This is a genomic window from Nocardia lijiangensis NBRC 108240 (genome assembly GCF_001613045.1).
GTDB classification, from domain to species: domain Bacteria; phylum Actinomycetota; class Actinomycetes; order Mycobacteriales; family Mycobacteriaceae; genus Nocardia; species Nocardia lijiangensis.
This window is the reverse complement of sequence record NZ_BDBP01000034.1, coordinates 60,853-82,783: the sequence shown is the minus strand read 5'-3', so window position 1 is coordinate 82,783 and position 21,931 is coordinate 60,853. Positions and strand designations below refer to the sequence as shown.

The following is a 21,931-nucleotide window of genomic DNA, read 5'->3' as shown; positions in this document are numbered from 1 at the left end:
CCGGCGAGCTGGCACATTGTTCGCTCGCTCATGCTCCCGCCTCCAGCGCGGCGAGGATCTCCCGCGCCCGGTCGACGTAACGGTGGCCGCCTTCGACGATCCTGCGGTGCCCGGCCGCGGCGACGGCGGCGGCCTTCTCCGGATTGGCCGCGCACCAGTCGAGGATTTCGAGCAACTCGTCGCGGTCATCGAACAGGAAGCACTCGGCCGTGTCGCGCAGCAGCTCGGCGTGTTCGTCGGTGCGCTCACCGACGAACAGCCCGCCCGCCGCGGGCACTTCGAACGTGCGGCAGGTGTGGGTATCGCGGTTGTCGGAGTTGAGCAGCACCAGATTGGCGGTGACGGTGGCGATCACCGCCGAATAGTGCTGGCCGTACACGGGTCCCGCCACCACCGCGCCGGTCGCGCGCAATTCGGGCACCCGCCGCCAGCCGGGCCCGCGAATCAGCATGCGGTCGCGGTACTTTCGGGCCAGCGTGACGAGGTCATCGCGGCGGTCCGGACGACAGACGCCGACGAAACCGGTCAGGAACTCCCGCCGGCCGCGCCGGGCGGCGCGATGGTGCCAGGCCGGGTCGTAGGCGCTGCGCACGAAAGCGACCGCGCGGGCGCCGCGCTCGCGCAGTTCGGCGACGTTGTGACGCTTGGTGGTCACCACCAGATCCCAGTCCGGTTCGTGCGCGAGATATTCGGGGGTGATGTTCTCCGGGTTGGTGACGTCGTCGGGGCTGTAGTGCACGCGGCGGGCGGCGGACGTCGCGAGCAGCCGCGGCTGATCCAGATGCACCGACTTGAACGCGAACAGCAGATCCGGGCGGAAAGCCGCTGCTGCGCTGTCGATCTCGGCGTGCAGGCGTTCGGTCGTCCACGGCGCGCGCCGACCGGAGGCCTTGGCGTAGAGCCAGGGCGCGGACAGCCGCGCGGGCAGCGTGACGGGCGTGGAATCGACGACGAGCACCTCGTGCCCGGCTTGGCGGAAGCCGTCGGCCAGCGAGCGGGCATTGCTGCCGATCCAATCGTCGCCGACGTAGAGGATTCTCACGCGCCGCCCTCCTCGCGCATCAGCACCACGGCCGGGTCGTTTGTCGCAGGCGTGATCCGCTCGCGCACGATCAGCCAGCGGACGCGCGCGAGATACCAGGCAGCGACGGTGAATTCGACGACCACCGCGCCGTAGACCAGCGTCCACACCGAGTGCGTGCGGAACGCGATGGCCAGCGCCGTGACGGCCACGCAGGTGCCGAGTACCGCGCCGATCAGCACGCCGGTGGTGTCCTGCCGCACCGGAAGCACCGCGGTGGTGACGAACGAGGTGACCGTGGTGGCGGGCAGCATCAGGACCTCGACGCGCAACAGCCCGATGGCGCCGGTGAATTCGTCGCCGAACACCACGCGGATGAGCACGGGCGCGGCCAGCCACACCGCCGCGGCCGCCACCGTGGCCACGCAGACGCCCGCCGCAAGCGCCTGTAGCGCGTGCCGCCAGAATCGGTGGTCGGCGCTGCGTCGGGCCATGCGCGGCAGCAGCGCGAAACCAATGGAATCCAGCACCGATTGGATCGCGCGCACCAAGCGATCGCCCGCCGAATACAGGCCCAGCGCGGCCGCGTTGAGCACCGCGGCGTAGACGGCCGGCGCGCCCTGCCCGTTCAGCGTGATCAGCAGCCGCGAGGTCAGCACCGGAGCGCCGGTCCGGAGCATGGCACGCACCAACCGCGGACGCGCGGGCCTGCCGAAGGCGCGCGACGCATCCCACCAGGTCAACGCGACGGTTGGCACCGAGGACACGAGCTGGCACAGCAGCGCGACCTGCGCGTGCGGCAGCCGGGGGAGCAGCCCGACGAGCAGCATCAGATACCCGATCCGGCCCACCGCCTGATACGCGGTCGACGTGCCGAACCGGCCTTGCCCGATCAGCAGCCAGTCCTCCGACATCGACCAGAAGCCGCCGGCGAACAGGCCGAGCAGAATCATGTCGACCTGTTCCGGAACACCGATCGCCGAGCCCGCCGCCAAGGCCGCGCCGAGCACCGCCAGGCCGGTGGCGCGGATGGCGAGGTAGTCGCCGCGCAGCTGGTTGACCTCGGCGCGCCGGTCCTCGCGGTGTCCGGTGGTGTCGTGCACGCGCGCGGCGAGGAACGAGGTGATGCCGAGGTCCACCAGCAGCGAGCCGACGAAGAAGGCGGACATGCCGATCGCCAGCAGGCCGAGCCCGTGCGCGCCGAGCGCACGCGCGATGAGCGGCACCGTCACCACCGCGACGACGTACTGGCCGTACTTGCCGAAACTGACGTAACCGATGTCGCGCAGCACCGCGAACAACCCTTGCGAGCGGTGCGCGCCGCCGCCGGGCCGCCCGCGCGCCCCGTCATCCCTGCGGTGCGCGCCGCCCGCCTCGGCGCGGTCTGCGGTAGACCGGGCATCAGACATGGGCGGCGCCCCGGTGCTCGACGATCCGGCCGAGGAAGGTGGCGACGGATCGGGCGGTGACGGTGATGTCGAAATCCGCTGCGCGCCCGCGACCCGCCGCGGCCAGCCGGGTGCGCAGCTCCGGATCGCCGATGAGGGAGTCGAGCGCGGCGGTCAGCGCGGGTTCGTCGCCGCCGGACACGAGCAGCCCGTCCCTGCCCGGGCGCACGATCTCCTCGGGACCGCCCGGCCGCGAGGCGATCACGGCGCAGCCCGCGTGCATGCCTTCGACGACGACCTGGCCGAACGGCTCGGGCAGCACCGAGCAGTGCACCAGGATATCGGCGTCGCACAGGTACGGGCGCGGGTCGTCGACGTGACCGGTGCTGGTCACCGGGAGCGCGAGTTCGGCGGCCAGCCGGTCCAATTCGGTGCGAAAGGCTTCCTCGTCGAAGAAGGTGCCGCCGATCAGCAGCACCCGCCGCGGCCGGATCTTCGTCGCGGCGATCGCGCGCAGCAGCACGTCCTGGCCCTTCCACGGGGCCAGCCGTCCCAGCACGGCGACCACCGTCTCCGCGGGGTCGCGCTGGGCGCCACGGTCGGGCAGCGCACCGAGTTCGATTCCGGGATAAGCGACTTCGGCCGGGCGGCGGCCGGTGCGCAGGGTGGCCAGTGTGGCGCGGCTGTTGGCCAGAAAGCCTTGGGCCATCACCCGTCCGAGCAGTGCGACGACGAGCGCGGGCAGGCGCCCGAAGTAGTCGGCCGCGATCCGGTCGTGCACCTGCCACACCAGGGGAATGCGGGCGCGTCGCGCCGCCACCGCGCCCATCACCAGCGCCTTGGTGCTCTCGGCGACCAGCACGTCGGCCTGCCTGGTCGCGGGGTGCGCGCCGAGGGCCCAGCCGAGGCGCAGCAGCGCGAGCGCGCCCGCGAGCAGTCGCAGCGGGCCGGAGCCGATCGTCATGGCGCGGCTGTCGAAAGCGCCACGGAGGACGTGCGTGTCGATGCCGCGCGCCCGCGTCCGCTCGACCATCGGCCCGTCCTCGGTGTAGATCAGCGCGACCTCCGCGAGCCGATCGGCGCTCAGCGCGGAAGCCAGTCGCAGGGTGGCCAGTTCGGCGCCGGAGGGGGCTGCCGTGTGCGCGAGGAACACCGCCCGGATCGTCATGCGATAGTCCGGTACATCGCCACGTGGCGCTGCGCGGCGACATCCCACGAAAAGGTCTCCGCGTGCGCGCGGCATCGCTCGGGCGTGGGCAGCGCGCCGTGCAGCGCGGCGGTGATGCGCGCGCCGAGCGCGTCGGCCGCACCGGCGGGCACGACGAGCGAAGGATCCAGTCCGCGAACCGAATCCGGGAGACCGCCGCAGTCGGTCACGATCGGTGCCCGGCCCGCGGCGAGGGACTCCAGCGCGATCAGCCCGAAACCCTCCAGCGCGGTGGTCGGCACGACCGTGAGCGAGGCCTGTTCGTACAGTTCGGCGAGCCGGTCGTCGGCGACGTGCCCGGCGAAGACGAGGGAATCACCGAGCCCGGCTCCCGCAGCCTGAGCGCGCAATTCCCTTTCCGCCGTGCCGGTTCCGACGATCACCAGGCGCGCGTCCGGATGCTCGGCCGCCACACCGGGCCAGCAGCGGATCAGAGTATCGATGCCCATGCGGCGTTCCAGTCTGCGCACGCACAGGACGGTGCGAGTCGGTGCGGCGGCGGGCAGCGGGGCGGCGCGGAAACGGGACAGATCGACGCCCGGCGGGATCACCGCGATCCGGTCGTCCGGTATCCGGTAGTCCGCGCCGAGCACCTCGCGAAAGTGGTTGGACAGCACCACGAATCGGTCCGCGCCCGCGTAGCGCAGTCGCTCGATCAGGTACTTCGCCTTGGCCGCAGGCTCGCTCTGCCCGGTGAGCCTGCTCTCCGCCGCCCACGGGCCGTGGAAATGAACCACCAGCGGCAGCCGCCCCCGCCTATCGATCGAGGCGGGTCCGTAGAGGCAGAAATGACGATCCAGCACCGCGGCGCGGCGCAGCCCGGCACGATCCAGGAAGGCGACGCGGGCCCGCCGGATGGTGGAACCGCCTGCGGCGCCCCAGGATCGGGCGCCGGGCGAATGGTCGCCGCCCGTCGCGCCCCAGGCCACCGCCGACACCGCCACCTCCGGCCTGCGGGTGAGCGCGTGGAACAACTCCGTGAAGTATCGGTTGAGCCCGCCGGGCGCCGCGGTGAACCATTCGGAACCCGTCATGTGCACGCGCAGTGACCCCGTGCCTGCCGCCACCCCGGCCCCCTACTCCCTGCACCGGTCGTGCGAGCCGTCCGGCGCGAACTCGCTTCCCGCGCAACAGTCTAGGACACCGAGGCGTCCTCGGTGGGGCATCGCGAACGGTGGCAGTCGCGGGGAGCGTGGGGTAGATTGCACAGCGAGTTCGTGCTGGGCACGAGCCGACCCGCGGGGGACATGCGGGAGGACTGACAGTGGGGATCGGTAGTTCTGTGCCCGAGCGAGTCGCTTTCGCCGAGCGCGATATTCGCGTGCTCGTGGAGAACGGCGAGTACTGGCTGCGTAATCGCGGTGACATCGCCATGATGGTCACCACCGTCGAGCGCCTACGCGCCCGCTGGCCGCAGGCGCGCATCGGGGTGCTCACGCATCAACCCGCGGTGCTGCGCGCGCTACTTCCGGAGGCGGAACCTATCAGCGGACCCGACTGGTCCTGGGGTTCCGATGGCTGGGCTGGGCGGGTATCCCGCACGGCCGCAACGAAACTGATCGGCCCCGCCGCCTTGCGCTGGCGCGCGGCCACCGACGGACCCAAGGACCGGATTCGCGCGCTGCGCGCCGAGGCCGCCCCTGCGGTCGTCGCCGAGCCCGCGGCGGCCGAGAGGTCGGCGGAAGTCCCCGCGGCGGTGCGCGAGGCGTCGCTGGTGCTCGCCCTCGGCGGCGGGTATCTGACCGACGTCGACAAGTACCAGGCGCACCGGACCCTCGATCTGCTGGAACATGCGCATTCCCAAGGTATTCCGACCGCACTGGTCGGCCAGGGCATCGGCCCGCTGCGCGATCCGCACCTGCTCGACCGCGCCGCCGAGGTGCTGCCCGGCGTGGACTTCGTCGCACTGCGGGAGAACCGGCGCGGACCCGAACTGCTGGCCCGGCTCGGCGTCGCGCCGGAACAGACCATGGTCACCGGCGACGACGCGGTGGAATTCGGTTACCGGCTGCGCGACGCCCGCATCGGCGCCGATCTCGGTCTGTGTCTCCGTGTCGCGGAATACGCGCCGGTCGGCGCGGCGGCCAGGGAGACGCTGGGCCGCGTGGTGCGCGACCGCGCCACGGCGCTGGACGCGGGACTGATGCCGCTGATCATCTCCGAATACGCCTCCGAAGACCGCCGCTCCACGCTGCCGCTGCTGGCCGGCGCGGCGCGGCACAGGCCGCCGGTCGGGCGCGGCGGCACCCCGCAGGACGTGGCCAGGCAGGTCGCGCGCTGCCGCGTGCTGGTGACCAGCGCCTACCACCTGGCGGTTTTCGCACTGTCCCAAGGCATTCCCGCGGTCGGCATCACGGCCTCGGAGTACTACGACGACAAATTCCACGGCTTGGCGGGCATGTTCGGTGCCGGACTGCGCGTGGTGCACCTGGACGACCCCGACCTGGACTCGGCGCTGCGAGAGGCCGTCGACGAGCTGTGGGCGGCCGCTCCGGGATTGCGTGATCCGTTGCAGCAGACGGCCGTCGAGCAGATCGACGCGAGCAGAGCGGGTCTGGAGCGAGTGTTTCGACTGGTGGAGAACGGCCCGGTCGCCCGGGTCGACGGCTAGGGGGCTGGCATGGCATCGCTGTCGGTGTGCGTTCCTGCGTACAACTCGGGGCGGACGCTCGCCGCCACGCTGCGTTCGATACTCGCGCAGGACGAGGACTTCGAGCTGCTCGTGCTGGACAACGCCAGCACCGACGACACGGGGGAGGTGGCGCGCTCCGTCGGCGATTCCCGGGTGCGGGTGCTGCGCAACGACGCCGTGTTGCCGATCGGTGAGAACTGGGACAAGGTCATCACCGCTTCGACCGGAACGCTGGTGAAGGTGGTGTGCGCCGACGACGTGCTGCGACCCGGTGCGCTGACCGCGCAGCTGGCCGTGATGGCCGACGCCTCGATCGCCATCTCGTCGAGCCGGTTCGAGGTGATCGACGAGGCGGGAGAGGTGCTCGAATCCGGGCTCGGCCTGGCCGGCCTGCTTGGCAGGCAGACCCCCCGCGCGCTGGCGCGCACCATCGTGCGGCGCGGTCCCGCGGACTTCGGCCCGACCGCCGCGGCGATGTTCTACCGCGAGCACTACGACAAGGTCGGCGGCCTGCGCGGTGACCTGGTGTTTCCGATGGACGTCGACCTGTTCGCCAGGGTGAGTTCGTTCGGTGCGTTCTTCGGAATGACGGAAATCCTTGCCGCCTGGCGCAATTCCTCGTTCAACCTGTGCAGCCGGACCTCGACGGTGAGCAAGCTGACGGACATGTACCGCTTCCACCACCGCATCGCGCACGACTACCCGGACCTGGTGCACCGCGGGGACGTGCTGGCGGGAGACACCCGGTTGGCGAGGGCGGCGTTGTACCGGCTGCGCGTGCGGGCGCTGGCCACCGTGCGGAACCGCCCGGATCTGCTGGTCTGATCCGGGCGGCCGTCGGCGGGCTCAGAGTGTCCAGAGCCTGCCGTAGGTGATCACCGTGTCGCCGCTCGCGCCGACGACCATCACGAACGGGCGAATGTTGGTCGGTCCGACCACGCCGGTGACGGTGCCGTGGAAGCCCGACATGCGAAGGAATCCCGACGTGCCGGAGATCTCGCCGCTCGCGCATTCGATCGTCTGGATGCCAGGCCCGAAGCCGACCTCCACCTGGAGGCCCAGCCGCGGGATCAGGCTGTCGATCTTGAGCACCGCGCCGTCACCGCCGCCGAGATCGACGCCGAGGCCCGGCGTCGAATAGTCGAAGCGGATCTTGCCGTTCAGGGTGGCCGGGAAGCCGACCTGGTAACCGATGGTGATCCGGCCCTTCCAGTCCTCGGCGTGCGGGCCGGAGATCTTGAACGCCGCCTCCCCGTGGTGGAACCATTCCCTGGTCAGCGGGTTGCCGTCCAGCGGAGGCACGAAGTCGATGCGGGTGTCGGCCTGGATCGCCTCCACCGCGCGGTCCTCACGGTCCACGATGGTGTTGCTGCTGTCGATTGCCGCGGCGGCGGAACCGTTCCCGAAGACCAGCCCGGCCGCCAGGACGGAGGCGAGCGCGAAAGCGCGGACGCCCCGATAGCGGAGCTGGTTGGCGTGACTCATCAGAATCCCCTCTGTGTGAATACTCGTCGTACGGAAGAAGAACGCGGCCCTGCGGCAACGAATCACGTTGCGGCGCGGCGAACAATCGCTGTCCCTGTGCCTCCTTCCCGCGGTCCGGACGGCGTGTCGACCACCCAGTGGCCGTCGAGTTCGGGATAGGTCACACGCACCTCGGCCAGCAGATCGGGCAGCGTGAGGAGCACGAGATCCGGTCGCGCCGAGACGAGTTCGCCGGGGGAGACGATCGGGATGTCGGTGCCGGGCATCCGTCGCCCGTGCTTGGCGGGGGAGGCGTCGGCGACCGCGGCGATCACGCCACGGTGCGCGCCGGCCAGGCTGAACAGGGCGACCGCGCGCGACGCCGCGCCGTACGCGTAGACGCGCAGACCGCGCTCGGCCCGGTCGTCCAGCCATCGGCGGAGCGCGCTCGCATGCTCGTCGGCGGCGCGCTGGAGTGCGGGCAGCGCGCTCGGAACGAGGTGGGGCGCTTCGCTGTCGAGCACGCCGCGGACCGATCCGTGCTGCGCCGCCGCGCCGTGCACCGCGCGCAGCAGCACGGTCCCGCCGTAGAGGTCGAAGTGCCACGCGTGCGTGACGGTCATGCCGACGCCGTGCAGCAATCCCACGAGAGCGGCCAGCGAGTAATAGGCGAAGTGCCCGTGGCGCAACGCGTTCCATTGCCCCGCCGTCACGATGGTGGCCAGCGAGTGGTATTGGACAAGTAGCGCGCCGTGCGGTGCGGTCGCGGCCGCGCGCCGCCGGAACGCCGCCCGCTGGTCGGGCTCGTGCATGATCCCGAAGCAATCCAGCACCACGTCGGCCGGTGCGGTGGTCTCGGTGAACCCGCGCGCGGCAAGCAGCGGTAGCCAGGTGCCGCCGTGCGGGCTGCCGAATTCGCGCGCCGTGCTTCCGGTCAGCAACCCGGCCGCGGCGACCGTGGCCACCGCGTCGGCCGCCTGGTCGCGCAGCGCCCGCGGCTCCACGCCGCGCGGTTCCGCGGTGACGGTGTCGTCCTCGGCGAGCTGGGCGAGTCCGCACGCGGCGCAGTGGTCCATCCGTAGCGGATGTCCGCTCTCCCCGGGCTCGATCGGACTGCCGATCGGCGGAAAGTGGTCGGCCACAGGTACTTTGCCGAGATCCAGGACGGTGCTCATGGTCTCCGCTGCGCACCCCCGGCAGACATTCCCCGGCGCGGAACTCATGCCGGATCCCCTTCTCTCATGGCACGATGACCCCGTGCGTATCGAGCAGACCGAGCTCGCCGACGTTCTGCTGCTCGTTCCGCAGCCGTTCCACGATGCTCGGGGCTTCTTCACCCGGACCTTCGACGCCGAGCTGTTCGATGAGCGACTCGGCACGCCGGGCGCCGCGGCCGCCTTCGTCCAGGACTCCCAATCCCGTTCCGCGCGCGGTGTGGTCCGCGGCATGCACGGGCGCTCCGGGCGCGGCGAAGCCAAGCTGGTGCGCTGCGCGCACGGCGCGGTGCACGACGTGCTCGTCGACATCCGGCCCAGCTCGCCCACTTTCGGCACTCAGCAGGCATTCCTGTTGGACGACACCGATTTCCGTCACCTGTACGTGCCGCCTGGCTTCCTGCACGGCTTCCAGGCACTCACCCCGACGGCCGATGTCTGCTACCGCATCGATCGGCCGCACGATCCTGCCGAGGACATCGGCGTGGCCTACGACGACCCCGATCTCGGCATCGCCTGGCCTCTTCCGGTGACCGAGGTGTCGGCGCGTGACGCGCGCGCGGGCAGCTGGGATCAGCTGCTGCGTACGGTCTGGCGCCGTCCCGCGTCGCGCTGAGCGAAAGGGCCTGCGGCGTACCGCATCACGGGTGCGCCGCCGCCTCGGTGCGGCGCATCGAGGCATCGAGCACGCCGGAGTCGCACAGCTTGCGTAGGTGCGCAAGCCTGGTGAAGCGGTGGAAGAAGTCGGCACTGGTCAGCCCCCTCGCGGTGTACTCGCGGTACAGCTCGGACGCGCCCGCGGGCACGGTCCACTCGGCGCGGAACCCGATGGCTTGGCGCGCGGCGGAGAAATCGACGCGATAGGAGCGCGGATCGGCGCCGTTCTCCCCGGTGATGAGCAGCCGGGAGCCGGGCACTGCGGCCACCACGGCCGCGGCGATCTCGGCGACCGTCAGGTTGTTCTCCTCGGTGCCGATATTGAACGCGCGGCCGTGGATCGCCTCGATCGGCGCCGTGAGACAGGTCGCGAAGGCGGCGGCGATATCCCGCGCGTGCACCAGCGGACGCCACGGCGTGCCATCGGAGAGCACCTTCACCTCGCCGGTGAGCACGGCGTAGCCGACGAGATTGTTCAGCACGATGTCGGCCCGCAGCCGCGGCGAGAAGCCGAAAGCCGTGGCGTTGCGCAGGAATACGGGAGAGAAGCCGGAATCCGCCAGGTCCGCGACATCGTCCTCGACGCGCACCTTGCTCTCCGCGTACGGGGTGATCGGCCGCAGCGGCGCGTCCTCGGTCACCAGGTCCGCGCCCGCGGCGCCGTACACCGAGCAGGTCGAGGCGTACAGGAATCGGCGCACGCCCGCCTCTTTCGCCAATCGGGCCAGCCGCACAGACGCGTGATGGTTGATGTCGTAGGTGATTTCGGGCGCGAGCGCGCCCAGCGGATCGTTGGACAGCGCCGCGAGATGGACGACCGCGTCGAACCCGGTCAGTCGCTCGACCTGCACATCGCGCAGGTCGACCGCCGAGCCCGGCGGATCGCCGGGGAACACGCCGAGCACGCAGTCGGCGAAGAACCCGGAGTCCAGTCCGGCCACCTCGTGGCCCGCGGCGCGGAGCACCGGCGCCATGACGGTGCCCAGATAGCCCTGGTGTCCGGTGAGCAGTACCCGCATGTTCAGCTGCCTCCCAGCTCGACGACGGCCTTGTCCAGAACGAATGCCTCCGCGTGCCGGGTCCGGCTCTGTACGCCGCGCAGCCGGGACAGACCGAGGAACGCGGCCTCGTCGAACCAGTCGCGCCCGGTTTGGGAGGGGTAGTGCTTGTGCAGCAGCCGCGCCTTCTCCTCGGCGAGGTCGGCGGAGACCGGCTGAAAGACGGTGGGGCGCGGCGTATCGGTCTCCCACTTGAGGATCTCGTAGCCGAGCACCAGGTGATCGCGGAACTCGGTGGGCGTCAGCTCCGCGAGCAGCCGGTGATCCTGGTGGGCGTCGCCACGCTGCGGCGTGAACACCAGATCCGGTGCGCATCCGACGCGGAAAGCCGCCAGCGCGTTCTTGATTCGATCCCAGTGCGCGGGCGCGCGACCATCGGGAACGTCCAGCACCGTGAGCGCGAGCGCTGCGCCGGGACAGAAGTCGGCGAGCGCGGCGCGCTCCTCGGCCTCGCGTCCGGTGCCGCCGCCCGACAGCACCAGCGCGTGCACCCGCAGGCCGGGGCGGCGGCGCGCCAGCGCGAGCAGCGTGGCGCCCATGCCGATCGCGATGTCGTCGCAGTGCGCGCCGAGCACCGCGATCTCGCTGACGGGCCCGGCGATCAGGGGAATCACGCGGGCTCCCAGACCATCCACGGCCGCAGGCCCGCGCGGTAGCCCGCATCGAGTTCCGCGCGTTCCTTGAACGTGTCGGCGGGCTTCCAGAAACCGAGGTGCCGGTACCCGAACAGCCTGCCCTGCCCGGCCAGCGTGCCGCACGCGTCGGCCACCAGATCGCCGTCGGGCGGCAGCAGGTCGAACACCTCCTGGGTGAGCACGAAGTACCCGCCGTTCTCCCACAGCGGCATCCTGGAGACCGGCATGATGTCCTTGACCTCGCCGGTCGGGGTGAGATCGACGCAGTGGAACGAGGATTGCGGCGGCACGACCATCATGGAGGCCGCCGCGCCGGAGGCGGTGAACCTGGCGACCATCTCGTCCAGCGGCGCGTCGGTCAGCACGTCGGCGTAGTTGGCCAGGAACATCTCGTCCTCGCCGACGTACTGCCTGACCCGCCGAAGCCGCTCGCCGATGGGCGATTCCACGCCGGTGTCCGCGAAGGTGATGGACCAGTCGCTGATATCGCTGCGCAGCAACTCGACACGGCCCTCGCGGATGACGAAGTCGTTGGAGACCGACTCCTCGTAGGTGAGGAAGAAGTTCTTGATGTGCTCGGCGCCGTAGCCGAGGCACAGGATGAACTCCTTGTGGCCGAAGTGCGCGTAGTAGCGCATCACGTGCCACAGCAGCGGTCGCGGACCGACCAGCTGCATCGGCTTGGGGATCATGTCGTCGGAGCCGTCACGCATCCGCATCCCGTAGCCGCCACAGAACAGCACAACTTTCATCGTGCGGGCCTCCCCGTGAAGTGTTCGAAGTCGTTGTCGGTGGGCGCCGTGGACCCCGCGGCGTCGTCTCGGTCCGCGCCGGTGAGGTCGGCGCGATGCACGGTCGGCAGCGGGTAGACCAGCTCGCCGCCCCAGTCGGCGATGTGGCGCAGCTGCGCGGTCAGCTCGGTCTCCAGATTCCACGGCAGCACGAGCACCACGTCCGGGCGATCGGCGTCGATGCGGTCGGGCGCGTGGATCGGGATGCGCGTGCCCGGCGTGAAGCGGCCGTGCTTGTACGGGTTCCGGTCGACCGTGTACTCGAGCAGGTCGGGCCGGATGCCGCAGTAGTTGAGCAGGGTGTTGCCCTTGCCCGGTGCGCCGTAGCCGACCACCCGCTTGCCTTCGGCGCGCCGCTCGAGCAGATAGCGCAGCAGCTCCTGACGGACGTGCGCGGCGCGCGGGGCGAGGGCTCGGTAGCCGTCGGGGTCGTGCAGCCCGGCCTCGGCCTCGTCGCGCAGAACCTCGGCGACCCGTTCGCCGGGCCCTCCGGCCGCCGCCTCGGGCCGGGCCCAGAGGCGAATCGAACCACCGTGCGTGGCAAGCAGTTCCACGTCGACGACGGTGAGTCCGGCCGTGGCGAGCGCACGTTGCGCCGACAGCACCGTGTAGTACTGGAAGTGCTCGTGATAGATGGTGTCGAACTGCCCGAGCCGCAGCAGATTCGCCGCGTGGTGCACCTCGATCGTCAGCCAGCCGTCGTCGGCCAGCAGGGCGCGCAGCGCACGGGTGAACCCGCGCAGGTCGGGCACGTGCGCGTAGACGTTGTTGGCGACGACCAGGTCGGCGGGTCCGTGGGTCGCGCGGACCTTCGCCGCCGAATCCTCGTCCAGGAACTGGGTTTCGGTCGGCACACCGAGTGCGCGGGCAGCCGCGCCGACGTTCACCGACGGTTCGATGCCGAGACAGCGGATACCCGCGGCGACCATGTGCCGGAGCAGATAGCCGTCGTTGCTCGCGGCCTCCACGACGAAGGACTCGGCTCCGAGGTCCAGTCTCTCGATGGCGTGCGAAACGAATCTTTCAGCGTGCCGCACCCAGCTTTCGGAATACGAAGCGAAATAGGCGTATTCGGTAAATGTTTCCTCGGGCGTGATCAAGGCCGGAATTTGTAGGAGCAGACAGTCCTCGCACAGCCGGAGATGCAGCGGATAAGTGGGCTCCGGGAGGTCGAGTTCGTCGGCCGCGAGGAATTTCTCGCAGGGCGGCGTCGCGCCGAGGTCGAGCACGCTCGAAAGGCGCGCGGAATCACACAGACGACAACGCATGCAGACCCACCTTCTGCCGAGAGAACGATCGCCCGGCACTGGCCGGTACGCCCTGGCGGCGAGGCGATCCAGTGAGACGTTACAGCGAACGGCATCGATATGGCGGATGAAAGCGATTGGGGGGTAGCGGGTTACGGACAAGTCTCCCGGCGTGTCGCGGGCGGGCATCGGGCCCGCTATCGGGGATGGCTCCCGCTCGGCCCGCTCGCCCTCGTTTCGATCCGGAAGCAGTTCGGGGACACCACCTGCCGCGATCTTTCGCCCCTGCTCGTTTTTCGAGTCCGGGTTGAAAACCGACCGATACTTTGTCCGCTATTTTCTGGAATACATTGCGAGACTTGGCATTCGATATGCATATCGATTCAGGTTCTGTAACAATCTGCTGTTGGCCGTCGAATGACCGAACACCCCGGGGCGGCCGATGCGGGTTGCGGGGGCCGATCGACGGGGATCGGGGGCGACGAATTCTCTCCCAGGGGGAGGTGTGTGTTCCATGAGCTACGAGCTCACCGACGGCGACGATCTCGAGATATCCGGTCCGTCGCTCAGCGCGCCGCGTTCCGAGCGGGAACGCTGGCAAGCCGACTACGTAAGACACTTGGCCACAACGGATGTGCTCGTCATCGGGGCGGCGATCGGGCTGGCCCAGGTGATCAGGTTCGGCGGGCCGGTCGCGCCGCCGCTGGCCTGGCGGATGCCCTACGAGGTCGGCTACACGGTCGTTTCCGTGACGCTCGCGCTCACCTGGGCGCTGTTCCTCGCCGTCTCGAACACCCGCTCGCCGCAGGTGGTCGGCTCGGGGACCGAGGAGTACCGGCGGCTGGTCTCGGCCACGCTACGACTGTTCGGCGCGCTGGCGATCGTCTCGCTGATCGTCCAGATCGAATTCGCGCGTGGCTATTTGGCGATCGCGCTGCCGCTCGGGCTGCTCGGCCTGATGTTCAGCAGGCTGGCCTGGCGCTGGCACACCCGGGGCAGGCGGCGCGGTCGCGCGGAGTACCTGACCTCGGTGCTCGTGGTCGGCGCGCCGGAAGCGGCGCAGGCGATGGCGAGCGCGTTCTCCCGCGATCCGGATTCCGGCTATCGCATTGTGGGCGTGTGTATTCCGGACGGCTTCGCCGCGATCGGCCGGTCCCGGCTCCAGGTGTCCGGCCGCACCTTCTCCGTCGTCGGCGATGATCGCTCGGTGCTGGATGCGGTGCGCCGCAGCGGTGCGGACACCGTCGCGGTCACCACGACGGACTACCTGGGTCCGGCCGAATTGCGCAGGATGGCTTGGGAACTCGATCCCCTCGGCGTCGAGCTGATCGTCGCGCCGGGCGTGGTGGACATCTCGGGGACCCGGCTGACCAACCGGCTCGTCGCGGGAATGCCGATGCTGCACATCGCCAAACCGCAGTACGACCGGGCCAAGTCGACCGGAAAGGCGGTCTTCGACGCGTGTTTCGCCGCGGGCGTGCTGCTGGCGATCGCGCCGGTACTGCTCGGCATCGCGCTCGCGGTCAAACTGACCAGCCCCGGACCCGTGTTCTATCTTTCGGAGCGAATCGGGCGCGGCGGCAAGCCGTTCCAGATGATCAAGTTCCGCAGCATGTACCAGGACGCCGAGCACACCGTGTCCGCGCTGATCGAGGCCAACGGCGGAAACCCGGTGTTCTTCAAGATGAAGGAAGATCCGCGGGTGACGCCCGTCGGGCGGGTGATCAGGAAGTTCAGCCTGGACGAGCTGCCGCAGTTCTTCAACGTGCTGCGCGGCGATATGAGCGTCGTCGGCCCGCGGCCGCAGGTGCAGCGCGAGGTGGACACCTACGACGGCGAGATGCGGCGCAGGCTGCTGGTCAAACCGGGCGTCACCGGCCTGTGGCAGGTGAGCGGCCGATCGGACCTCTCGCTGGAAGATTCGGTGCGGCTGGATCTTTCGTACGTGGAGAACTGGTCGATGGTGCTCGACCTGCTGCTGATCGCCAAGACCGTCGGCGCGGTCGCGCGCGGCGAGGGCGCCTACTGATCGTCAGGACGGGCGGCGTGCCGGAAACTCTTCGGCGAGTTCGGCGAAGATCGCGGTGTTGAAGTCGAAGGCGCGCTGGCACTCCTCGAGCACCCGCCTGCGCTCGAGCTCGTCCACCGACAGGTCGTCGAGCAGCGCGCGGTATTCGCGTTTGAAAGCGGCCGGATTCGCGATGTCGTCGAAGACGTAGAACCGAACGCCGTCGCCGCGGCGCGGCAGGTCCCACAGCTTCTCGGCGGTGCCGCGGATCACCTGACCGCCGGACAGATCGCCGAGATACCGGGTGTAGTGGTGGGCGATGTAGCCGGCGGGCCAGTCGCGCGCGCACTCCTCGATGCGCTCGGCGTAGGCGGCGGTGGCCGGCAGCGCCCGCAGTTCGGTGCGCCAGTTCGGGCCGAGCAGCGCGGCGAGATCGCGTTCGAGTTCGGCGGTCCTGGCCAGCTCCGGCTTGATGAAGGGGCCCGCGACGGTGTCATCGGCCAGTTCGGGCCAGCGTGCCTCCAGCGCGCGGTAGATGAACCACAGCTGGCCGGTGTAGCGATGGTAGGAGTCGATGCCGAGCACACCGCCGAGCATGTCGCTGATGAACGAGGAGTTCTCCGCGTTCGCGTGCTGACGTGCGGTAGCGGACCGGATGCGTGCCGAGAAAGATACTGCCTCCGACATTCCGAACCACCTCGTCGTCGTCCGCGGCAGCCGACTTGTTTGGCTACCCTAACTAACCGCAACGACCATACCGGGTCGCCGGGCCTGCCGCATCCGAGTGGCGGCACGGTATCAGTGTGCGGGATTCGCGCGCCGTCTGCGCCGCACGATCGGTCGTCGCAGCGAACCGAAGCGGCTGAGGATGCGCGGACGGCGCAGCGTGCGGTCGCACCATTCACCCAGTGTCACACCCGCGGCCAGCGCGCAGCCGATGCCGAAGGCGGCCAGCAGCTGATCGAAGCCGATCAACGGTTCGTCGGTGAGCATGGCGTAGAGCCCGCGGTACACGCTGAGACCGGGCAGCAGCGGCGTGATGCCCGCGACCGCGACGACCAGCGGGGGCGTGAGCGCGCGGCGGGCCATCAGACCACCGGCCAGACCGACCAGGGTGGCGGCCACCCCCGAGGAGATCACCGGACCGAACCCGGCGTGCTGGACGAGCAGATAGCTGATCGCGCCCGCCGCGCCGCCGATCGCCGCGGCGGCCAGCGCCCGTTTCTCGGCGTAGCAGGCGAGCGCGAAGGCCAGCGCGGCGACCGCACCCGCCGCGATCTTGACCGGCAGATCGGTGATGTCGGGACCCGATGTCATATCGATGGACGGCACGGTGGCGCCCACCAGCGGCCCCAAGCGCAGCGCCAGCGCGATGCCCGCGACGATGCCGCCGGTCATCATCATTACCTCGAACAGCCGTGCGGTCGCGGTGATCGGCGCTCCGGTGATGGCGTCCTGCACCGAACCGACCAATTGCAGACCACTGAGCAGCACGGTGATGCCCGCCGCGATGATGAGCGTGGGATCGGCCCGGACGCCGAGCGGTTCGGCCAGCGTGGACAGCGCGATGGCGGGGATCGCGGCGATGAGTCCGCCCGCCATGTGCTGGAAGAAGAACGGCAGCCCGTACCGGTTCAGCACCCGGTTCGTCCGGTCGATGGCCGCAGTGGTGGCGAAACTGAGCGCCGCGACGACCATGCCCGCGCCGAGTAGCACGGCGATGGCGGCGGCGAGCAGCGACCAGCCGAACGTCGCCGTCCAGCGGTGGTACGGGTGTGGCGCGGAGGTGATGGCGTCGAGCGCGGCGCGCGCGTCCTCGGGCGCGACCACCTGGGTGCGGATGCGCCGGGTGAGCCGGTCCACCGCGGCCAGCCGGGTGAAGTCGAGCGCGCGGTACTGCACGATGCGCATCGTGCTCGCGGGCGGCAGCCGCGGGCCGCGGTCGGCCCAGATGCGGATCGCGTCGTAGGTGACATCGATATCGCAGCGGGCCAAGCCGTAGGTGGCCGCGATGAAACGCACCTGGGTGGTGGTATCCATGACGCCGGTGCCCGAGGCGAGCACCACCTCGCCGACGCGTACGGCGAGATCGAGCACCTCTGCGACCCTGGCGTCGTCGGTGAGGTCGATCGGCTGCAGGGGAGTGGGCGCGGCCACGATGGTGTCGGCGGTGGCTTGGCGGTCGGCCACCAGCAGCCCGACGGCCTGGCTGACGCCGGGCAGATGCGGGGCGCCACGTGGCCACAATCGGTTGCGCCAGCCGAGGTGATCGGCTCGCGAGTTAGTGGTTTCTCCTCCCGGCGGCGCGTCAAGACCCATGCCCGCGAACGTAGTCGTAGCGCGCGGGTCCGGCATCCGTGCCTGTCAGCGGGCGTGTCCGGGACGCCGGATTCGTGGTGCGGCGCGGCGAAAGATGGTAGAACTTGTTCTAATTCTGGCGATGGGAGTGCGTACGATGCGGTACGGGATCGTGTTGTTCACCAGTGACCGGGGCATCACGCCCGCCGACGCGGCCGCGGCGGCCGAGCGGGCAGGGTTCGACTCGTTCTATGTGCCCGAGCACACGCACATTCCGGTGGTGCGCGCGGCCGCGCATCCGCGCACCGGCGACGCGAGCCTGCCCGACGACCGATATCTGCGCACCCTCGACCCCTGGGTCGCGCTGGGCACGGCCGCGGCGGTGACCGAGCGGATCACGCTCTCGACCGCGGTGGCGCTGCCCGCCGAACACCACCCGATCACCCTGGCCAAGGCCATCGCCTCGCTGGATCACCTGTCCGGCGGCCGGGTCAGTCTCGGCGTCGGATTCGGCTGGAACACCGACGAACTCGCCCATCACGGGGTGCCCGCCAACAAGCGGCGCACGGTGCTGCGCGAACACCTGGACGCGATGCGGGCGATCTGGAGCGAGGAGGAGGCGAGCTTCTCCGGCGAGTTCGTGAACTTCGGACCGAGCTGGTCCTGGCCCAAGCCGACGCAGAAGCGCATCCCCGTGCTGCTCGGCGCCGCGGGCGGCGAGAAGTCGTTCGCCTGGCTCGCCAAGAACGCGGACGGGTGGATCACCACGCCCACCGAGGAAGGCCTCGGCGAGAAGATCGAACTGCTGCACCGGATCTGGCGCGAACACGGGCGCACCGAGACCCCCGAGATCGTCGCGCTGGCCGGGCGGCACGACGCGGCGCAATTGGCGCAGTGGGCCGAACTCGGTGTGACGGAAGCGGTTTTCGGCCTGCCCGACCGCGACGCGGACGAAGTCCGCGCCTACCTCGAGCGGCTGGCGGGCAAGCTGGGCTTGGCCGGGGTCGACCGGCGCTGAGACGCGATGCGCCGCCGCTGGTCAACGAGCGGCGGCGCACGGTGCGACCTCGGGTCAGCGTAGGTCGCGGCGGCGGAAGGCCGCGATGCCGAGGGCCAGCAGGATCGCGGCAATGGCCACCAACCACAGGATCGGCGTCGCTTCGAACGCCGCGCCCGGCAGCTTCGGCGGGTGCACGAACGGCACCAAGTCGACCATCCACTGCGGCAGGCCGTCGAGCGAGCCGACGAAGAAGAGCAGAACCATCCCGCTCAGCACGCCCCAGGCGACCGGTGTGTAGCGCGGAGCGAGCCCGAAGATCGCCACCGTGATGCCGGTGACCACCCAGACCGCGGGCACCTGGACGGCCGCGGCGGCCAGCGATTCCGGCAGCTTCTCGCCGAGCTCACCCGTGGACAGGCCGTAGACGACGCCGATCGCGAGCCCGGTGGTCAGCAGGGCGAACGCGGGCCCGGCCAGCGCGAAACCGATGTGGCTCAACGCGTATCGGGTCCGGCCCACCGCGGCCGCGAGCGTGGCCTCGGCCCGTTGGCTGGACTCCTCGTCGTGCAGGCGCAGCGCCGCGGAGATCGAGTAGGCGGCGGCAGCCGCGGCCAGCATGGCGAGTGCGTAGGCGATGAACGACTCCTCCAGGCTCTCCGAGCCGCCCATGCGGGTGACCAGATCGGTGATGGTGCCGCTGTCGTCGAGCATGTCGCTGACGCTGTTCACCGCGCTGCCGATCAGCAGACCGTAGAGGCCGAAGCCCACCGTCCAGGCCACCAGCGTGCCGCGCTGCAGGCGCCAGGCCAGCGCGACAGGGCCGGACAGGCGCGGCGCGGCGGCGGGAGGTCCCTGTCGTTCGGCGAGCAGCCCGGAGCCGGTGTCGCGCGAGGCGAGCAGGGCGTAGGCGGCTCCCGTCGCCAGCACGGCGACCGTGGCGAGCGGAAGCAGCACCCACCACCGTTCGCCTGCGTATGGACGGATCTGCAGGCACCAGCCGATCGGCGAGAACCAGGAGAGCACGCCGTTGCCCGCGTCGCCGACCGCGCGCAGGGCGAAGGCGGCGCCCAGGGTCGCGAACGCGACACCGCGTGCGACCCGCGCGCCCGCGCTGACCTGGGCGGCGACCGCGGCGATCGCGCCCCACGCGATGCCGGACGCGGCCAGCGCCGCGCCGAACGCCAGCGAACCTGACGCGGGCAGATCGGCACTGTAGAGCGAAGCGGCGCAGGAGATTCCGGCGATGAGGGCGCCGCCGAAGGTCAGCGTGAGCGCGGCCGTGAGACCCGCGAAGCGGCCGATGCTGGTGGCGCCCACCAGTTCCGCGCGACCGGTCTCCTCCTCGACCCTGGTGTGCCGGATGACGGTCAGGATGGTCGCGATCGCGATCATCGTGTACATCGCGCCGGCCTTCCAGGTGCCGATCGAACCCAGCTCGGTGCTGAACACCGGTCCGTACATGGCGAGCAGGGCCGGGCTGTCGGCGGTGGTCCGCGCGAAATCGTCCAGCTGGGCCTGGGTGGAGTACAGGTCCTTGACGCTGACCACCTGGAAGGCGGGCATCAACCCGATCAGCAGCGACCACAACGGCAGCACGATCCGGTCGCGGCGCAGATACAACCGCAGCAACTGCCCGGTGCCCGCGAAATCGGCGGATTCACGGAAAAGTGGTGCGGCAGGGGCGCGGTGAGCGGCGGCGGTTGTCATGCCCGCACCTTCTCCCCGAGAGTCGCCGCGGTGTCGGCAGCCTGGCCGTCCACGTGGTAGTGCCGCATGAACAGCTCCTCCAGCGTGGGCGGCGCACTGGTGAGGCTCCGCACGCCCGCGTCGCCGAGCACCCGGATGAGCTCGCCGAGATGTTCGCTGTCGACCTGGCAGCGCAGCGTCGACCCGTCTCGCTCGATGTCCTCGACGCCGCCGATCCGGCTGAGATCGCCTGGGTCGCCGAGCAATTCGGCGGTGATGGCGGTGTGTGAGAGGTGGCGCAGCTCCGACAGCGAGCCGGTCTCCACGGTCCGCCCGGCCCGGATGATGGTCACCCGATCGCAGAGCGCCTCCACCTCGGACAGGATGTGGCTGGACAGCAGCACCGTCGTGCCGCGCTGCTGTGCCTCGTGCACGCACTCGCGAAACACCTGTTCCATCAACGGATCCAGGCCGGAGGTCGGCTCGTCGAGCAACAGCAGCCGCACGTCGGAGGCGAGCGCGGAGATCAGCGCGACCTTCTGACGGTTGCCCTTGGAATAGGTGCGGGCCTTCTTGCGCGGGTCGAGGTCGAAGCGTTCGATCAGCTCGGCGCGGCGTTCGGCGTTGATGCCGCCGCGCATCCTGGCAAGCAGGTCGATGGTCTCGCCGCCGGACAGCGACGGCCACAACGTGACATCGCCCGGTACGTAAGCCAATTCGCGATGCAGGCCGACCGCGTCGGTCCACGGGTCGCGGCCGAACAGCCGGGCGCGACCCGAGGTGGCGCGCAGGATGCCGAGCAGGACCCGGATGGTGGTCGACTTGCCCGCGCCGTTGGGGCCGAGGAAGCCGTGGATTTCGCCCTCGCTGACCGTGAGGTTCAGCCCATCGAGGGCGGTGACGTGGCCGAAGGCCTTACGCAGATCTTCGGCTTCGATGACCTCGGACATCAGTGCTCCTTCATGACAGTGTCCATCAGGGTGGTGTCGGTGAGCAGGCCCTGGGTGTAGAACTCGAGGGCCGGTGGGGTGAGTTCTTCGGTGATCGCGCGGATCGCCTTGCGGAAATCGATCTTTTCGTCGTCGCGACGGTGCAGCTGGACCCACAGCAGGATGGCGCCGACATTGAGCATCATCAGATAGCGGGCGCGGGCCTTGTGATCGCGGCTCGGCTTGATGGTCCCCATGTCGACGCCCTGCTGCATGTAGACCTCGGCGTCGGCGACCATGTGCTCGAAGAGCGACTCGGCCATCGGTCCGCCTGCTTGCAGGCTGCGCACCATGTAGGCGACCAGCGGTCCGTACACCTCGATCTCGGCCAGGGCGGCGAGCATGCCCGTCGCGGCGTTCGGCGCCGTGATCGCCTTGACCTTCTCGCCCCGGATCAGTTCCAGCACCCGGTCGTCACAGACGGAGCGCAGCCCGTCCTTCGAGCCGAAGTGGTGGTTGACGAGTCCCGGGGAGACGCCTGCCGCCGCGGCGATGGTGCGGACCCCGACCTGGAATCCGTGCTCGCCGAAGACTTCGATCGCGGCATCTCTGATGCGGGCCGCGGTGGTCAGATCCGCGGAGGGTCCTTGCGATACGGGCTGTTGCTTGAACACATGTTCAGTATATTAAACGCGC

The 21,931-nt window shown here is 70.1% G+C and carries 20 protein-coding genes; 5 read left to right on the top strand and 15 right to left on the bottom strand.

Features of this window, described 5'->3' with window-relative positions; all coding sequences use genetic code 11:
• Positions 1 to 28 precede the first annotated feature (28 nt).
• The 4 genes from NL1_RS13965 to NL1_RS13950 are packed head-to-tail and all read right to left on the bottom strand — an operon-like array spanning position 29 to position 4,650.
• A complete protein-coding gene (locus tag NL1_RS13965) occupies positions 29 to 1,042 on the bottom strand; it encodes a CgeB family protein (RefSeq protein ID WP_067839067.1) in 1,014 nt (337 codons plus the stop codon).
• Entirely contained in the window at positions 1,039 to 2,430 is a 1,392-nt protein-coding gene (locus NL1_RS13960; protein WP_084510568.1) for a lipopolysaccharide biosynthesis protein, read from the bottom strand. The genes NL1_RS13965 and NL1_RS13960 overlap by 4 nt, the downstream gene beginning before the upstream one ends.
• On the bottom strand, positions 2,423 to 3,577 hold the full coding sequence (locus NL1_RS13955; RefSeq protein ID WP_067839062.1) for a glycosyltransferase family 4 protein: 1,155 nt from the start codon (positions 3,575 to 3,577) through the stop codon (positions 2,423 to 2,425). The genes NL1_RS13960 and NL1_RS13955 overlap by 8 nt, the downstream gene beginning before the upstream one ends.
• Complete coding sequence (locus NL1_RS13950) at positions 3,574 to 4,650, bottom strand: glycosyltransferase family 4 protein (protein WP_067839143.1); 1,077 nt, start codon at positions 4,648 to 4,650, stop codon at positions 3,574 to 3,576. Before NL1_RS13950 ends, NL1_RS13955 begins: the two co-directional genes overlap by 4 nt.
• Positions 4,651 to 4,898: 248 nt before the next feature.
• Here NL1_RS13950 and NL1_RS13945 point away from each other — a divergent pair, with 248 nt between their 5' ends.
• Positions 4,899 to 6,227 carry a polysaccharide pyruvyl transferase family protein gene (locus NL1_RS13945; protein ID WP_245673243.1) on the top strand — a complete coding sequence of 443 codons (1,329 nt, stop codon included), beginning with the start codon at positions 4,899 to 4,901 and terminating at the stop codon, positions 6,225 to 6,227.
• A gap of 9 nt (positions 6,228 to 6,236) precedes the next feature.
• Positions 6,237 to 7,073, top strand: coding sequence for a glycosyltransferase family 2 protein (locus tag NL1_RS13940; protein ID WP_067839059.1), 837 nt, complete (start codon positions 6,237 to 6,239; stop codon positions 7,071 to 7,073).
• Between the two features lie 21 nt (positions 7,074 to 7,094).
• Here NL1_RS13940 and NL1_RS13935 read toward each other — a convergent pair whose 3' ends face one another.
• Both NL1_RS13935 and NL1_RS13930 read right to left on the bottom strand, forming a co-directional pair.
• A complete protein-coding gene (locus tag NL1_RS13935; RefSeq protein ID WP_067839056.1) occupies positions 7,095 to 7,733 on the bottom strand; it encodes an MspA family porin in 639 nt (212 codons plus the stop codon).
• Between the two features lie 62 nt (positions 7,734 to 7,795).
• A complete protein-coding gene (locus tag NL1_RS13930) occupies positions 7,796 to 8,887 on the bottom strand; it encodes a methyltransferase C-terminal domain-containing protein (protein ID WP_245673241.1) in 1,092 nt (363 codons plus the stop codon).
• A gap of 82 nt (positions 8,888 to 8,969) precedes the next feature.
• Between NL1_RS13930 and rfbC the strand changes: the two genes are divergently transcribed.
• Entirely contained in the window at positions 8,970 to 9,542 is a 573-nt protein-coding gene (gene rfbC / locus NL1_RS13925) for a dTDP-4-dehydrorhamnose 3,5-epimerase (protein ID WP_067839051.1), read from the top strand.
• Positions 9,543 to 9,567: 25 nt separating this feature from the next.
• Here rfbC and NL1_RS13920 read toward each other — a convergent pair whose 3' ends face one another.
• The 4 genes from NL1_RS13920 to NL1_RS13905 are packed head-to-tail and all read right to left on the bottom strand — an operon-like array spanning position 9,568 to position 13,335.
• Positions 9,568 to 10,602, bottom strand: a complete 1,035-nt coding sequence (locus NL1_RS13920; RefSeq protein WP_067839048.1) for an NAD-dependent epimerase/dehydratase family protein — start codon at positions 10,600 to 10,602, stop codon at positions 9,568 to 9,570.
• Positions 10,603 to 10,604: 2 nt separating this feature from the next.
• Positions 10,605 to 11,255 carry a PIG-L deacetylase family protein gene (locus tag NL1_RS13915; RefSeq protein WP_067839137.1) on the bottom strand — a complete coding sequence of 217 codons (651 nt, stop codon included), beginning with the start codon at positions 11,253 to 11,255 and terminating at the stop codon, positions 10,605 to 10,607.
• A complete protein-coding gene (locus NL1_RS13910) occupies positions 11,252 to 12,028 on the bottom strand; it encodes a glycosyltransferase family protein (protein WP_067839045.1) in 777 nt (258 codons plus the stop codon). Before NL1_RS13910 ends, NL1_RS13915 begins: the two co-directional genes overlap by 4 nt.
• Positions 12,025 to 13,335 carry a class I SAM-dependent methyltransferase gene (locus NL1_RS13905; RefSeq protein ID WP_084510567.1) on the bottom strand — a complete coding sequence of 437 codons (1,311 nt, stop codon included), beginning with the start codon at positions 13,333 to 13,335 and terminating at the stop codon, positions 12,025 to 12,027. The genes NL1_RS13910 and NL1_RS13905 overlap by 4 nt, the downstream gene beginning before the upstream one ends.
• 493 nt (positions 13,336 to 13,828) lie before the next feature.
• Between NL1_RS13905 and NL1_RS13900 the strand changes: the two genes are divergently transcribed.
• A complete protein-coding gene (locus NL1_RS13900) occupies positions 13,829 to 15,343 on the top strand; it encodes a sugar transferase (RefSeq protein ID WP_067839042.1) in 1,515 nt (504 codons plus the stop codon).
• A 3-nt stretch (positions 15,344 to 15,346) separates the two neighbouring features.
• Here NL1_RS13900 and NL1_RS13895 read toward each other — a convergent pair whose 3' ends face one another.
• Both NL1_RS13895 and NL1_RS13890 read right to left on the bottom strand, forming a co-directional pair.
• Positions 15,347 to 16,009, bottom strand: a complete 663-nt coding sequence (locus tag NL1_RS13895; protein WP_067839039.1) for a biliverdin-producing heme oxygenase — start codon at positions 16,007 to 16,009, stop codon at positions 15,347 to 15,349.
• A 111-nt stretch (positions 16,010 to 16,120) separates the two neighbouring features.
• Entirely contained in the window at positions 16,121 to 17,545 is a 1,425-nt protein-coding gene (locus tag NL1_RS13890) for a threonine/serine exporter family protein (protein WP_218024410.1), read from the bottom strand.
• Positions 17,546 to 17,777: 232 nt separating this feature from the next.
• Between NL1_RS13890 and NL1_RS13885 the strand changes: the two genes are divergently transcribed.
• Positions 17,778 to 18,638 (top strand): LLM class F420-dependent oxidoreductase, encoded by an 861-nt coding sequence (locus tag NL1_RS13885; protein WP_067839036.1) that lies wholly within the window; start codon positions 17,778 to 17,780, stop codon positions 18,636 to 18,638.
• Positions 18,639 to 18,692: 54 nt separating this feature from the next.
• Here NL1_RS13885 and NL1_RS13880 read toward each other — a convergent pair whose 3' ends face one another.
• From NL1_RS13880 to NL1_RS13870, 3 genes are read right to left on the bottom strand one after another with little or no spacing between them, the layout of a single operon-like run.
• Positions 18,693 to 20,327 carry an ABC transporter permease gene (locus NL1_RS13880; protein WP_067839033.1) on the bottom strand — a complete coding sequence of 545 codons (1,635 nt, stop codon included), beginning with the start codon at positions 20,325 to 20,327 and terminating at the stop codon, positions 18,693 to 18,695.
• Complete coding sequence (locus tag NL1_RS13875; protein WP_067839030.1) at positions 20,324 to 21,256, bottom strand: ABC transporter ATP-binding protein; 933 nt, start codon at positions 21,254 to 21,256, stop codon at positions 20,324 to 20,326. Before NL1_RS13875 ends, NL1_RS13880 begins: the two co-directional genes overlap by 4 nt.
• Positions 21,256 to 21,909 (bottom strand): TetR/AcrR family transcriptional regulator, encoded by a 654-nt coding sequence (locus NL1_RS13870; protein ID WP_067839027.1) that lies wholly within the window; start codon positions 21,907 to 21,909, stop codon positions 21,256 to 21,258. The genes NL1_RS13875 and NL1_RS13870 overlap by 1 nt, the downstream gene beginning before the upstream one ends.
• Between the last annotated feature and the right edge of the window lie 22 nt (positions 21,910 to 21,931).

Bases quoted from the DNA above. Each gene is read 5' to 3' on its own strand.
- NL1_RS13960 (WP_084510568.1), bottom strand. From the start codon at position 2,430: ATGTCTGATGCCCGGTCTACCGCAGACCGCGCCGAGGCGGGCGGCGCG.
- NL1_RS13955 (WP_067839062.1), bottom strand. From the start codon at position 3,577: ATGACGATCCGGGCGGTGTTCCTCGCGCACACGGCAGCCCCCTCCGGC.
- NL1_RS13950 (WP_067839143.1), bottom strand. From the start codon at position 4,650: ATGACGGGTTCCGAATGGTTCACCGCGGCGCCCGGCGGGCTCAACCGA.
- NL1_RS13940 (WP_067839059.1), top strand. From the start codon at position 6,237: ATGGCATCGCTGTCGGTGTGCGTTCCTGCGTACAACTCGGGGCGGACG.
- NL1_RS13935 (WP_067839056.1), bottom strand. From the start codon at position 7,733: ATGAGTCACGCCAACCAGCTCCGCTATCGGGGCGTCCGCGCTTTCGCG.
- NL1_RS13930 (WP_245673241.1), bottom strand. From the start codon at position 8,887: ATGAGCACCGTCCTGGATCTCGGCAAAGTACCTGTGGCCGACCACTTT.
- NL1_RS13920 (WP_067839048.1), bottom strand. From the start codon at position 10,602: ATGCGGGTACTGCTCACCGGACACCAGGGCTATCTGGGCACCGTCATG.
- NL1_RS13910 (WP_067839045.1), bottom strand. From the start codon at position 12,028: ATGAAAGTTGTGCTGTTCTGTGGCGGCTACGGGATGCGGATGCGTGAC.
- NL1_RS13905 (WP_084510567.1), bottom strand. From the start codon at position 13,335: ATGCGTTGTCGTCTGTGTGATTCCGCGCGCCTTTCGAGCGTGCTCGAC.
- NL1_RS13900 (WP_067839042.1), top strand. From the start codon at position 13,829: ATGAGCTACGAGCTCACCGACGGCGACGATCTCGAGATATCCGGTCCG.
- NL1_RS13895 (WP_067839039.1), bottom strand. From the start codon at position 16,009: ATGTCGGAGGCAGTATCTTTCTCGGCACGCATCCGGTCCGCTACCGCA.
- NL1_RS13885 (WP_067839036.1), top strand. From the start codon at position 17,778: ATGCGGTACGGGATCGTGTTGTTCACCAGTGACCGGGGCATCACGCCC.
- NL1_RS13880 (WP_067839033.1), bottom strand. From the start codon at position 20,327: ATGACAACCGCCGCCGCTCACCGCGCCCCTGCCGCACCACTTTTCCGT.
- NL1_RS13875 (WP_067839030.1), bottom strand. From the start codon at position 21,256: ATGTCCGAGGTCATCGAAGCCGAAGATCTGCGTAAGGCCTTCGGCCAC.